General features: G+C 73.9%; 9 protein-coding genes and 3 tRNA genes. 6 read left to right on the top strand and 6 right to left on the bottom strand.

What is annotated here, in order from left to right:
* The first annotated feature begins 534 nt into the window (after positions 1–534).
* Entirely contained in the window at positions 535–1887 is a 1353-nt protein-coding gene (locus IE170_RS07540) for a carboxyl transferase domain-containing protein (protein ID WP_189808480.1), read from the top strand.
* A 24-nt stretch (positions 1888–1911) separates the two neighbouring features.
* Here IE170_RS07540 and IE170_RS07535 read toward each other — a convergent pair whose 3' ends face one another.
* Positions 1912–3186, bottom strand: a complete 1275-nt coding sequence (locus IE170_RS07535; protein ID WP_229884625.1) for an MFS transporter — start codon at positions 3184–3186, stop codon at positions 1912–1914.
* A 213-nt stretch (positions 3187–3399) separates the two neighbouring features.
* Here IE170_RS07535 and IE170_RS07530 point away from each other — a divergent pair, with 213 nt between their 5' ends.
* Entirely contained in the window at positions 3400–4587 is a 1188-nt protein-coding gene (locus IE170_RS07530; RefSeq protein ID WP_189808479.1) for a carboxylate-amine ligase, read from the top strand.
* 110 nt (positions 4588–4697) lie between these two features.
* On the opposite strand, the gene IE170_RS07525 is transcribed toward IE170_RS07530, so the two are convergent.
* The 3 genes from IE170_RS07525 to IE170_RS07515 all read right to left on the bottom strand — a co-directional run bounded on the left by IE170_RS07525 (position 4698) and on the right by IE170_RS07515 (position 5107).
* Positions 4698–4771: transfer RNA gene (locus tag IE170_RS07525), tRNA-Ile, on the bottom strand.
* Between the two features lie 185 nt (positions 4772–4956).
* Positions 4957–5029 (bottom strand) — tRNA-Asn (locus IE170_RS07520).
* Positions 5030–5034: 5 nt separating this feature from the next.
* A tRNA-Asn gene (locus tag IE170_RS07515) sits at positions 5035–5107 on the bottom strand.
* A 145-nt stretch (positions 5108–5252) separates the two neighbouring features.
* Between IE170_RS07515 and IE170_RS07510 the strand changes: the two genes are divergently transcribed.
* The 4 genes from IE170_RS07510 to IE170_RS07495 all read left to right on the top strand — a co-directional run bounded on the left by IE170_RS07510 (position 5253) and on the right by IE170_RS07495 (position 10858).
* The gene (locus IE170_RS07510; protein ID WP_189808478.1) at positions 5253–5552 is read left to right on the top strand and encodes a YtxH domain-containing protein; all 300 of its coding nucleotides are present in this window, start codon (positions 5253–5255) and stop codon (positions 5550–5552) included.
* A 76-nt stretch (positions 5553–5628) separates the two neighbouring features.
* A complete protein-coding gene (locus IE170_RS07505; protein ID WP_189808477.1) occupies positions 5629–7083 on the top strand; it encodes an FGGY family carbohydrate kinase in 1455 nt (484 codons plus the stop codon).
* Positions 7084–7205: 122 nt separating this feature from the next.
* Positions 7206–8939, top strand: coding sequence for an ABC transporter ATP-binding protein (locus IE170_RS07500; protein WP_189808476.1), 1734 nt, complete (start codon positions 7206–7208; stop codon positions 8937–8939).
* Positions 8936–10858: an ABC transporter ATP-binding protein gene (locus IE170_RS07495; protein WP_189808475.1), complete on the top strand. Its 1923-nt coding sequence runs from the start codon at positions 8936–8938 to the stop codon at positions 10856–10858. Before IE170_RS07500 ends, IE170_RS07495 begins: the two co-directional genes overlap by 4 nt.
* A 60-nt stretch (positions 10859–10918) precedes the next feature.
* Here the strand turns inward: IE170_RS07495 and IE170_RS07490 are convergent, their stop codons facing one another.
* Positions 10919–12022 carry an RNA polymerase sigma factor gene (locus tag IE170_RS07490; RefSeq protein ID WP_189808515.1) on the bottom strand — a complete coding sequence of 368 codons (1104 nt, stop codon included), beginning with the start codon at positions 12020–12022 and terminating at the stop codon, positions 10919–10921.
* 194 nt (positions 12023–12216) lie between these two features.
* The coding region (locus IE170_RS32465) for a molybdopterin oxidoreductase family protein (protein WP_229884623.1) at positions 12217–13226 on the bottom strand (1010 nt) is incomplete at its 5' end.

The raw sequence follows: 13226 nt of genomic DNA, 5'->3' as shown, positions 1-13226 counted from the left end.
CCGCCCCACGGGCTGCCCACACGAAGGCCCACCCGACCGGACCGGACCCCGACCACCGCCCCGCCACCGGCAGCCGCAGCCGCGCGAGGCGGCCGCTCAGGCCGGCGCGCTGCGCAGCCGCAGCCGCCTGCTGCCCACGAGCCACCCGCAGCGACCGGACCGAGCCCGACAGCCCGGCCACCGGCAGCCGCAGCCGCCCGGTGCATCCGCGCACCCCGGCCGACGCACAGTCCCGCCGCCAGCAGCCAGCAGCCAGCCGCCGACCGCCGCCCCGCGGGACGCCCGCACGAAGGCCCCCGACCGGACCGGGCCCCGACCACCGCCCCGCCGGCAGCCGCGGCCGCCCGGCGTATCCGCGCACCCCGGCCGACGCACGGTCCCGCCGTCAGCCGCCTCTCCCCAGCGGGACGCCCGGACGGGGGCGGCGCCGAAGAGACCGGGCCGGGACCCGGCCGCCGCCCGGGCACCGGCCGCCGCCCGAGAGCGGCTCGAACCGGCCGCCCCCGCGGCCGCGTCGCGCCCTAGGGTGGCCCCGTGACCACGACCCGCCTCTCGGCCCGCGCGGCCCTCGCCTCCGTGACCGACCCCGGCAGCTTCGCCGAACTCCCCTCCCCGGCGCGGACGTCCGCGCCGGACGGGCCGCTGGGCTGGACCGGCTACGACGACTCCCGCGCCCGCGCCGCCGACCGCACCGGCGAGGAGGAGTCCGTGGTGGTCGGGGCCGCCTCGATCGGCGGGAGCCGGGCCGTCCTGATCGCCTTCGAGTTCGGCTTCCTCGGCGGCTCCCTCGGCGAACGCACCGGGGACCGGCTCGAAGCCGCGTACGAGCACGCCCGCGCGCACCGCCTGCCGCTGGTGTCCCTGATCGCGACCGGCGGCTCCCGGATGCAGGAGGGCATGCTCGCGCTGGCGCAGCTCCAGCGCGTGGCCCGCCAGTCGGTCCTCACCCGGGCCGCGGGCCTCCCGCAGATCGCCGTGCTCCGAGATCCCACCACCGGCGGCGGCTGGGCCACCCTCGGTGCCGGAGCGGATGTCGTCCTCGCGCTGCCGGGCGCCCAGGTCGGCTTCGCCGGCTCCCGGGTGCGGCCCGCCGACGCGGACCCGGCGGCCTACACGGCGGAGGCCCAGTACGCCGCCGGGCACGTCGACGCGGTCGTGCCGCCCGCCGAGCTGCCCGGCGTCCTCGCCGACTGGCTGCGCGTCCTCGCCGCGCGCCGCTCCGCCGAGCCGGTCGAGCCGCCGGCCGCGCTGTCCGACGCACCGCCCCCGGCCTGCGGCTGGGACGCCGTACGGCAGGCCCGCCGCCCGGACCGGCCGCACGCAGCCGCCTACCTGGACGCGTACTTCGCGCTGCGGCTGCCGCTGTCCGGGGACCGGGCCGGGGGCGCCGACCCGGGCATGCTGTGCGGGATCGGGCTGCACGCCGGCCGGGCCGTCGCGTACGCCGCCCAGTGCGGCACGGCGACCCGCCCGGCCGGATACCGCACGGCGGCCCGCGTGATCCGCCTCGCGGACCGGCTGGGCATCCCCGTCCTGACCCTGGTCGACACCCCGGGGGCCGCCAACGACGCGGCCGCCGAGCGGGAGGGCGCCGGCGCGGCCATCGCGGACACGTTCGCGGCGGTCGCGGAGGTTTCCGTCCCCGTGACCACCCTCCTCATCGGCGAGGGCGGCTCGGGCGGGGCGCTGGCGCTGGCCGCGCCGGGCAACACGTGGGTGACGCCGGACGCCTACTTCTCGGTGATCGCACCCGAGCTGGCCGCGGCCATCCTCAAGCGCCCGGCGGCGCAGGCCCCGGCCACGGCGGACCAGCTGCGCATCCGCCCGCAGGACCTCGTCGCGCTCGGCGTGGCCCGCGGCGTCGTCGCCCCGCGGCCGCGCCCCTGACCACGGACCCGCGGCCCGCCCGGCTCAGGGCTGCGGCGACCGGGCGTCGTAGCGGGCGAAGCCGGGCCAGCACACGGCCAGCACGGCCACGACGAGCACGCAGGCGAGGCCGCCGCCGGTGACGGCCACGGCCGGGGAGGCGGCGTCGGCGACGGTCCCGGCGAGGAAGTCGCCGAGCCGCGGCCCGCCCGCGACGACCACGATGAACACGCCCTGGAGCCGGCCGCGCATTTCGTCCGGGGTGGCGGCCTGCATCATCGTCGACCGGAACACCATGGAGACGGTGTCCGCCCAGCCGGCCAGCGCCAGGAACACGATGCCGAGCCACAGGTTCCGCGTCAGCCCGAACACGGCGATCGCCAGCCCCCACGCGGCGACGGCCAGCAGGATCGCCAGCCCGTGCCGGCGGATCCTGCCCTGCCAGCCGGAGAACAGCCCGCCGAGCAGCGCCCCCACGGCCGGGGCGGCCACCAGCAGGCCGGTGGTCTTCGCGTCGCCGGCGAACCAGACGACGGCGACGGCCGGGAACAGCGCCTTCGGCTGCGCCAGCACCATCGCCGCCAGGTCGGAGAAGAACGTCATCCGGATGTTCGGGCGCGTCCCGAGGAAACGCAGCCCGTCCAGGACGGACGCCCGGCCCCGCCCGCCGCCCTCCCGGTCGGGCAGCATCGCCGGGAGCCGCCACATCGCGTACAGGGCGGCGCAGAAGGTGACGGCATCAATCAAATAGGCGGCCTGGAAGCCGAAAAGGCCGACGACGAAACCGCCCAGCATCGGGCCGACCATCGTGCCGGACGTCATGGTGACGGAGTTCAGCGCGTTCGCGGCGGGCAGTTGCTCGGGAGGCAGCAGCCTCGGGATCATCGCGGAGCGGGCCGGCCCCGCGAGGGCGCCGCAGACGGCCTGCAGGGCGACGACGGCGTACAGCAGCCACACCCGGTGGTACCCGAGCAGCGCGGCGCCGGCCAGGGCCACCGACAGGACGGCCATGCCGAGCGAGCTGTACAGGCCGAGTCTGCGGCGGTCCACGGTGTCGGCGACGGCGCCGCCGTAGAGGCCGAAGACGACGAGCGGGACGAGGGAGAACAGCCCGACGAGCCCGACGGAGAAGCTGGATCCGGTGATGTCGTACACCTGGAGCGAGATCGCGAGGGCCGTCATCGTCTGGCCCGTCCAGGAGACGGTGTTGCCGATCCACAGCCGCCGGTAGTCGGGCGAGGTCCGCAGCGGGGTGAGGTCGGCGAACACGCGCGGCGGACGGCCCGCGGGGGCGGGGGCGGGGGTGCTCGTACCGGTCACACGGGATGCTAACCGGCGGCCCGCGCCGCGCCGCCGGGCCGTGGCCGGTTTCACGCAGCCGCAACAGTCGCCCCACCCGGATCCGCGGCCCCACCGCCTGCGGGCGCTTGCCGCTAACGCGCCATGCCGGAGGGACATTTGACCGAATCGGCGCGCGCTCGCCGCCTGTCGCCCGCTCATGATGAAAAGACTCGTAATGTCCAGGGAGGCGTAGTGATCGAACCTGGCACCAGCACGACGAGCACCGACAAGGCGGGCGACGGCGTCCCCGCAGTCTCCACCGTTCCCGCCCCCGTTCCCGGCACGGCACCGCTCACGGTCGGCGTGGAGGAGGAGTTCCTCCTCGTCGACGCCCGCACCTTCAAGGTGGTCCCGGCCGCCCCCCGCGTCCTGGAGACCGCCGCGGGCCTGCCCCACCAGGTGCACCCCGAGGGCACGCGCTACCAGGTGGAGATATCCACCCCGGTCTCCGAGTCCGCCACCGAACTGCGCAGGGAGCTGGCCGCCCTGCGCCGCACCCTCTCCCGCGCCGCCCGCGCCCACGGCTGCCGGCTGCTGGCCGCGCCCTCGCCGGTCGTGGCCGTGGACACGCCGCTGCACCTGACGGACGACGAGCCGCGCCAGCGCGAGCAGCACCGCCGCTTCGGCGCGCTCACCGACACCCTGGTCAGCTGCGGCCGCCACATCCACGTCGGCACCCTCGACGTGGACACGGCGGTCGCGGTGTCGAACCGGGTCCGGCCGTGGCTGCCGACGCTGATCGCGCTGGCCGCCAACTCGCCCTTCTGGGGCGGACGGGACACCGGTCACGCCAGCTGGCGGGCGATGGCCTGGTCGGGCTGGCCCTCGGCGGGTCTGCCCCCGCACTTCACGTCCACCGCCCACTTCCGGAGCTCGGTGCAGACCCTGCTCGGCTCCGGCGCCGCCCTCGACACCAAGATGGTCTACTGGGACCTCCGCCCGTCCGGACACTGGCCGACGCTCGAGATCCGGGCGCCCGACATGTCCTCGGACATCGACACGGCCATCCTCCAGGCCGAACTCGTCCGCGCCCTCGTGGCGACCGCCCTGCGGGAGATCGCCGAGGACCGCCCCGAGCCGGCCCTCCGCGACGACGTCCTGCGCCTGGCCCGCTGGCGGGCCGCCCACGACGGCCTGGAGGGCTTCGGCCTCGACCCGTACACCGGAGCCGAACTCCCCGCGGCGGACCTGGCGGAGGCCCTCCTCGAACTGGTCGCCCCGGAACTGGCGGCCGCGGACGAACTCGACCACGCCGCCAAGACCCTGGGCGGCCTCCTCCGCGACGGCTCGGGCGCCCAGCGCCAGCGCACGGCGTACACCCGCCGCGGCAACCTGACGGACGTCCTGCGCCACTTGGCGGACGAAACGGAGAACGTCTGACCGCACAGCCGCGGGTGACGGCCACCACACCGCCCCGGCCCACACGGCCGTCCGCACCCCGGAAACGCCGAAGCCGCAGGCGCGATCGTTTCTGCACCTGCGGCTTGCGGTGGGGCGGGTGGGACTCGAACCCACGGCCGACGGATTATGAGTCCGCTGCTCTAACCGGCTGAGCTACCGCCCCTTCTCGGCGTGGCGCGTACATGTGTGCGCGCCGTCTGCCGCAGCATAGCCGCTCATACGATCTCCTGCTCCGGATGCCCCGCGTGATCGGCTTCACCTGACGTGGGAGACCGCTTCCCGGGCCGTTCGGTTCCCTCCGCAGGGCAAAAAAAGAAGAGGGCCCCGACCGGGGCCCTCTTCCCTCTGCTCCCCCGGCTGGACTCGAACCAGCAACCCTCCGGTTAACAGCCGAATGCTCTGCCAATTGAGCTACAGGGGACCGCGCTCCCCCGACTGGACTCGAACCAGTAACCTGCCGGTTAACAGCCGGCTGCTCTGCCAATTGAGCTACAGGGGATTGCTGCGTTGCGCCGAACGGCCCACCTCCGGCCGAGCCGGGGGGCGGGCGCCCGTTGCGAGACATAGATTAGCGCAAGCAGGGGGGTGCTCCGCCAATCGGTATCGAGCGCCGGCCGGGCACCACACGACGAGAGGTGGCAGGCATGCGGTACAAGGTCGCGTTCGCGGTCGGACTGGGCCTCGGATACGTCCTCGGCTCCCGGGCCGGGCGCGAGCGCTACGAGCAGCTGAAGAAGTCCGCGCGCGAGGTCGCGCAGAACCCGGCCGTGCGGAACGCGGCCGAAACCGCCGGCCAGACCGGCCGGCAGTACGCGGGGAAGGCCGTCACGGTGCTGGGCGACAAGGTGGGCGGCGTCCTGCCCGCCGCGCTGGCCGAGCGGGTGCGCGCCCTGCGCGGCCGCAGCAACGGCTACGACGACGAGTGGGGCACCAGCAACACCTGAGACGCCCGGCTCCCTGCGGGATCCGCTGCCTCCCGGGGCGGCGGATCCCGCACCGCCGTGCGGCAGAATTCTCCGCATGGGGATAGTCGCCGGGCTGGACAGCTCTTCCGCCTTCACTCGCATCGTCGTCTGCGACACCGACACGGGTGCCGTACTGCGCCAGGGCTACGCGCCCCATCCCCAGCCCGCGGGTGATCCGGAAGGCTTCCACCCGCACGAGGCCGATCCGCAGGCCTGGCTGCTGTCCCTCGGCGAGGCGGCCGGCGGGGGGCTCCTCGAAGGGGTCCAGGCCATCGGCGTCTCCGCCCAGCAGCACGGGCTGCTGCCGCTGGACGCGCAGGGCGCGCTCGTCCGCCCGGCCCTCGTCGGCAACGACAAGCGGGGGCAGGTCGCCGCGGCGGACCTCACCGAGGCGCTGGGCGGTTGGCACGCCTGGGCCGAGGCCGTGGGCTGCGTCCCGCACTCGGCCCAGCCCGTCGCGAAGCTCGCCTGGCTGGCCCGCACGGAGCCGGACGCGGCACGCCGCACGGCAGTGGTCATGTCGCCGCACGACTGGCTGGTCTGGCAGCTGCTGGGCCGACCCGCCCGGCGCACCACCGACCGGGGCGGCGCCTCCGGCACCGGCTACTGGTCCGCCCGGACCGGCTCCTACCGCCCCGACCTGGTCGAGCTCGCCCTCGGGCACATGGCGCTGCTGCCGGAGGTCCTCGCGCCGGCCGAGGCCGCCGGGATGACCCCGGAGGGGCTGCTGATCTCGGCCGGCACCGGCGAGACCATGGCCGCGGCGCTCGGCCTCGGCCTGGGTCCCGGCGACGCGGTGGTCTCCCTGGGCGCGTCGGGTTCGGTGATGGCCGTCCACCACGAGGCGCTGACCGAGCCGAACGGGCTGATCACCTCCCTCGCCGACGCGGGCGGGATGCACCTGCCGGTCGTGAACACCTCCAATGCCGTGCGGGCCCTGCGGGGCACGGCCGAGCTGCTCGGCACCGATCTCGACGGGCTGTCCGACCTGGCGCTGAAGTCGACGCCCGGTGCGCACGGCCTGGTCCTCCTGCCGTACCTGGAGGGCGAGCGGACCCCGAACCTGCCGCACACGGCGGGCACCCTGTCCGGGCTGCGGCGCGACTCCATGAAGCCCGAGCACCTGGCGCGGGCCGCGTTCGAGGGCATGCTGTGCGGGCTGGCCGACGCCATCGACGTGCTGCGGATGCGGGGCGTCGACATCCGGCGGGTGTTCCTCTTGGGCGCCGCGGCCGGGCTGCCTGCCGTGCAGGCGGCCGCGCCCGGGCTGTTCGGGACGCAGATCGTCGTACCGGCGCCCGCGGACTACGCGGCGCTGGGCGCGGCGCGGCAGGCGGCGTGGGCGCTGGGGGTGCAGCAGGGGACGCTGGCCCCGCACACGCCCCCCGTGTGGCCGGGGCCGGCGGCGCAGGTCTTCGAGCCGGGCGAGGACTACCCGGCCTGGCAGGCGGTGCGCCAGCAGTACATCGCGACGCGCGAGCAGATCCACCCGGGCGCGTTCCAGGCGTAGGGCGGGGCGCGGACGCGGGCGGTCTGCTCCCTTTGACCGCCCTTTGCAAAAACGGGTGGGTCCGGGCGCGGGGTTGGCCGAAGATGGGGTGACCCCCCTCGATCCCCGACCGGAGCCTGCGCGTGCTCATACGACTTCTGCGGACCCATCTGGGTCCGTATCGGAAACCGATCGCCCTGCTGGTGCTGCTGCAACTGCTGCAGACCAGCGCGAGCCTCTATCTGCCCACGCTGAACGCCGACATCATCGACAAGGGCGTCGTGACGGGCGACACCGGCTACATCCTGCGCTTCGGCGCGCTGATGCTGGCCGTCTCCCTCGTCCAGCTGGGCTGCAACATCGGCGCCGTGTACTACGGCGCCCGCACTTCCGCGGCGCTGGGCCGCGACGTCCGCGCCGCCGTCTTCGACCGGGTGCAGAGCTTCTCCGCGCGCGAGCTGGGCCAGTTCGGGGCGCCGTCGCTGATCACCCGCACGACGAACGACGTGCAGCAGATCCAGATGCTGGTGCTGATGACCTTCACGCTGATGGTCTCGGCTCCGATCATGTGCGTCGGCGGCATCGCGATGGCGTTGTCGCTGGACGTGGCGCTGTCCGGGGTGCTGCTGGCCGTGGTGCCGGTGCTCGGCCTGTCCGTCGGCGCGATCGTGTGGCGGACGCGACCGCTGTTCCGGCAGATGCAGGAGCGGCTGGACGTGGTGAACCGGGTTCTGCGCGAGCAGATCACCGGCAACCGGGTGATCCGCGCGTTCGTCCGCGACGGATACGAGAAGGAGCGCTTCCGCGGGGCGAACACCTCGCTGACCGACGTGTCGCTGGCCTCGGGGCGGCTCCTGGCGCTGATGTTCCCCACGGTCATCGTGGTCGTGAACATCTCCAGCGTCGCCGTCATCTGGTTCGGCGCGATGCGCATCGACAGCGGCGGCATGGAGATCGGCCAGCTGACGGCGTTCCTCGCCTACCTGATGCAGATCGTCATGGCCGTGATGATGGCCACGTTCATGTTCATGATGGTGCCGCGCGCCGAGGTGTGCGCGGAGCGCGTGCAGGAGGTGCTGGACACGGAGTCCAGCGTCGTCCCGCCCGCTGACCCGGTGCGCGAGCTGTCCCGGCGCGGTGTGCTGGAGCTGCGCGGCGCCGACTTCCGCTACCCGGGCGCGGAGGCGCCGGTGTTGCGCGGGGTGGACCTGGTGGCCCGCCCCGGGGAGACGACGGCGGTCATCGGCTCGACGGGCAGCGGCAAGTCGACGCTGCTGGGGCTCGTGCCGCGGTTGTTCGACGCGACCGGCGGCGAGGTCCTCGTCGACGGCGAGGACGTGCGCCGCCTCGACCCGAAGCTGCTGGCCCGCACGGTGGGCCTGGTGCCGCAGAAGCCGTACCTGTTCTCCGGAACGGTGGCCTCCAACCTGCGCTACGGGCGCCCGGACGCCACCGACGAGGAGCTGTGGCACGCCTTGGAGGTGGCGCAGGCGCGGGAGTTCGTCGCCGCGCTCGAAGGCGGCCTGGATGCGCCGATCACCCAGGGCGGGACGAACGTCTCCGGCGGTCAGCGCCAGCGCCTGGCCATCGCCCGCACGCTGGTGCAGCGCCCGGAGATCTACCTGTTCGACGACTCCTTCTCGGCCCTGGACTACGCGACGGACGCGGCGCTGCGCGCGGCGCTGGGCCGGGAGACCGAGGACGCGACGGTGGTCATCGTCGCGCAGCGGGTCGCGACGATCCGCGATGCCGACCGGATCATCGTGCTCGACGAGGGACAGGTCGTCGGCGAGGGCCGCCACCACGAGCTGATGGCCGGGAACGAGACCTACCGGGAGATCGTGCTCTCCCAGCTGACGGAGGCGGAGGCCGCATGAGCGGGCCCGGAGGACGGATGATGACGGGACCCGGGCAGCGGTCCCTGGACTTCAAGGGCTCGGGGAAGCGGCTGCTGCGGCAGATCGCCCACGACCGGGTGAAGCTGTGGGGGATGGTCGCCGCCGTGTTCGGCAGCGTCGTCTGCACGGTGATCGGCCCGAAGATCCTCGGGCACGCGACGGACCTGGTCTTCGCGGGGATCGTCGGCCGGGAGATGCCGGCGGGCCTCACCAAGGAGCAGGCGCTCGACGCGATGCGCGCCCGCGGCGAGGACGGCACCGCCGACATGCTGTCGGGCACGGACTTCACTCCGGGCGAGGGCATCGACTTCGGCGCGGTCGGCGTCGTCGCGGTGTGGGCGCTGGTGGTGTTCGTGCTGGCCGGGCTGCTGATGCTGGTCGCGACGCGGCTGTCGAACCACATCATGAACGGCACCGTGTACCGGATGCGCGAGGAGCTGCAGGACAAGCTGTCGCGGCTGCCGCTGTCGTACTTCGACCGGCAGAAGCGGGGCGAGGTCCTCAGCCGGGCGACGAACGACATCGACAACATCGGGCAGACGCTGCAGCAGACGATGGGGCAGCTGCTGAACTCGCTGCTGACCATCGTCGGCGTGCTGGCGATGATGTTCTGGATCTCGCCGCTGCTGGCGCTGGTCGCGCTGGTGACGATCCCGGTGTCGGTGGTCGTCGCGGCGAAGATCGGCAAGAAGTCCCAGCCGCAGTTCGTGGCGCAGTGGAAGTCGACCGGCTCGCTGAACGCGCACGTCGAGGAGATGTACTCGGGGCACGCGCTGGTGAAGGTGTTCGGCCGGCAGGAGGAGTCCGCGGCGGTCTTCGCCGAGCAGAACGAGGCGCTGTTCCGGGCCTCGTTCAAGGCGCAGCTGGTCAGCGGCATCATGCAGCCGGTGATGTTCTTCATCTCGAACATCAACTACGTGCTGGTGGCGGTGGTCGGCGGTCTGCGGGTGGCCTCGGGCAGCCTGTCGATCGGCGATGTGCAGGCGTTCATCCAGTACTCGCGGCAGTTCTCGATGCCGCTGACGCAGGTCGCGTCGATGGCGAACCTGGTGCAGTCGGGTGTCGCGTCGGCGGAGCGCGTGTACGAGGTGCTGGACGCGGAGGAGCAGGAGCCGGACGCGGCGGTGCCGGAGCGTCCGCAGGAGGTCCGCGGCCGGGTCGTGCTGGAGAAGGTGTCCTTCCGGTACGAGCCGGACAAGCCGCTGATCGAGGACCTGTCGCTGGCGGTGGAGCCGGGCCAGACGGTCGCGATCGTCGGCCCCACGGGCGCGGGCAAGACGACCCTGGTGAACCTGCTGATGCGGTTCTACGAGGTCACCGGCGGCCGGATCGCCCTGGACGGGGCGGACATCGCGAAGATGACCCGCGAGGACCTGCGCGGCGGCATCGGCATGGTGCTGCAGGACACGTGGCTGTTCGGCGGGACGATCGCGGAGAACATCGCGTACGGCGCCTCCCGGGAGGCCACGCGCGCCGAGATCGAGGAGGCCGCGCGGGCCGCGCACGCCGACCGGTTCGTGCGCACCCTGCCGGACGGCTACGACACGGTGCTGGACGACGAGGGCTCGGGCGTCAGCGCCGGCGAGAAGCAGCTGATCACGATCGCCCGGGCGTTCCTGTCGGACCCGGTGATCCTGGTCCTCGACGAGGCGACGAGCTCGGTCGACACCCGTACGGAGGTGCTGATCCAGAAGGCGATGGCGCGGCTGGCGCACGGCCGCACCTCGTTCGTGATCGCTCACCGGCTCTCCACCATCCGGGACGCGGACGTGATCCTCGTGATGGAGAACGGCTCGATCGTCGAGCAGGGCACGCACGAGGACCTGCTCGCGGCGGGCGGCGCGTACGCGCGGCTGTACGCGGCGCAGTTCGCGCAGGCGGTGGCCGAGGTCGACTAGCAGCGGCCGGCCGTCGAGGGGGCGGGGGGCGTACGCGGCCGCGTGCGCCCCCCGCCGCCGTCAGTCGAGGTAGCCGCGCAGCTGGTCGGCGAAGGCGTGGTCGCGGAGCTTGCAGAGGGTCTTGGACTCGATCTGCCGGATGCGCTCGCGGGTCACGCCGAAGATGCGCCCTATCTCCTCCAGGGTGCGCGGCCGCCCGTCGGCGAGGCCGTACCGCAACTGGACGACCTTGCGCTCGCGTTCGCCGAGGGTCGACAGGACGGCTTCCAGGTGCTCGCGCAGCAGGAAGAACGCCGCGGACTCCATCGGCGAGGCGGCGTCGCCGTCCTCGATGAGGTCGCCGAGGGCGACGTCGTCCTCCTCGCCGACCGGGGAGTGCAGGGACACGGGCTCCTGGGCGAGCCGCAGCACCTCCACGACCCGCTCGGGCGTCAGCTCCAGGTGGACGGCGACCTCTTCGGCTGTGGGCTCGTAGCCGCGCTCCTGGAGCATGCGCCGCTGCACGCGGACGACGCGGTTGATCAGCTCCACGACGTGGACGGGCACGCGGATGGTGCGCGCCTGGTCGGCGAGGGCGCGCGACATGGCCTGCCGGATCCACCACGTGGCGTAGGTGGAGAACTTGTAGCCGCGGGTGTAGTCGAATTTCTCGACGGCCCGGATCAGGCCGAGGTTCCCCTCCTGGACGAGGTCCAGCATGGTGAGTCCGCGGCCGACGTAGCGCTTGGCGACGGAGACGACGAGCCTCAGGTTCGACTCGATGAGGCGGCGCTTGGCCATGCGCCCCATGACGACGAGCTTGTCCAGGTCGAGGGCGAGCCGGAGGTCCAGGTCGGGGTCGCCGGCGAGCTTCTCCTCGGCGAACAGGCCGGCTTCGACGCGCCGGGCCAGCTCGACCTCCTCGGCCGCGGTGAGCAGCGGGATCCTGCCGATCTCGCGGAGGTACTGGCGGAACAGGTCCGCGGAGGGCCCGGTCGTGGCGCTTTCGGCGCGCCGCTGGTCCGGGATGTGCTCGATGAGTTCCGGGGCCTCGGGCTCGTCGTCCGCCTCCTCGAACCCGGTGCCGGGCCCGGCTGCCGGCTCCTTGTCGGGCTCCTCGGCCGCGGGGGCCCCGGTCTCTCCGGCGGGCGGGCTCGCGTTGACGGTCGGGATCCGGGTCTGCACGGGGGCGACCTCCAGGGCTCCGAGGACGGTGGCACCGCACCTCAGTGTGGGGTACGGCACAGCGCCGCCACGAGGGGCGTGCGGGCACTTTCTGAGTCCGGTGCGTGACCGGATGGTTACCCGCTGCGGGGATTGCCGATGCGGATCGGACGGATGTCCGACGGATCGCCCGCTTGCCCCTGCGCTGCCCCGGGTCAGCCGAGCGGCTCGACGCGGACCGCGCACACCTTGAACTCCGGCATCCGGGAGGTCGGATCGAGCGCCGGGTTGGTCAGCGTGTTGGCGCGGCCCTCTCCCGGCCAGTGGAACGGCATGAAGACGGTGTCGGCGCGGATGGCGTCCGTGATGCGCGCGGGGGCGACGGCCCGGCCGCGGCGGGAGGTGACGGCGAGCGGGGTGCCCTCGACGGCGCCCAGGCGGGCCGCGAGCCGCGGGTGCAGCTCCACGAACGGGCCGGGGGCTGCGGCGTTCAGCTCGTCGACGCGGCGGGTCTGCGCACCGGACTGGTACTGGGCGACGACGCGGCCGGTCGTCAGCAGGATCGGGTAGTCGGCGTCGGGGAGTTCGGCGGCGTCCCGGTGGGAGACGGGGGCGAAGCGGGCGCGCCCGTCCTCGGTGGCGAACCGGTCGAGGAACAGCCGGGGCTGCCCCTGGGAGCCCTCCGGGCAGGGCCAGAAGACGCCCTGCTCGGCCTCGATGCGGGTGTAGGAGATGCCGGAGTAGTCGGCGGGCCCCCCGGCGGAGGCGCGCCGGAGCTCCTCGAAGACCTCCTCGGCGGCGGTGGGGAAGCCCTTCTCAAGGCCGAGGCGGGCGGCGAGTCCGTGCAGCACCTCCAGGTCGCTGCGCACGCCCGGCGGCGGGGTCAGGGCGCGGCGGCGCAGCAGGACGCGGCCTTCGAGGTTGGTGGTGGTCCCGGTCTCCTCTGCCCACTGGGTGACGGGGAGGACGACGTCGGCGAGGGCGGCCGTCTCGGAGAGGACGACGTCCGCGACGGCGAGGAAGTCCAGGGAGCGGATGCGGTCCTCGACGTGGGCGGCGCGGGGCGCGGAGACGACCGGGTTGGAGCCCATGAGGAGCAGGGCCCGCACGTCGGTGCCGAGGGCGTCGAGGAGTTCGTAGGCGCTGCGGCCGGGGCCGGGCAGGGTGTCGGGGTCGACGCCCCACACGGAGGCGACGTGGGCGCGGGCGGCCGGGTCGGTGAGTT

The sequence above is a fragment of the Streptomyces toxytricini genome (assembly GCF_014649915.1).
GTDB classification, from domain to species: Bacteria; Actinomycetota; Actinomycetes; order Streptomycetales; family Streptomycetaceae; genus Streptomyces; species Streptomyces toxytricini.
The sequence above is the reverse complement of the archived record's forward strand: the minus strand, read 5'-3'. Positions and strand labels throughout refer to the sequence as shown.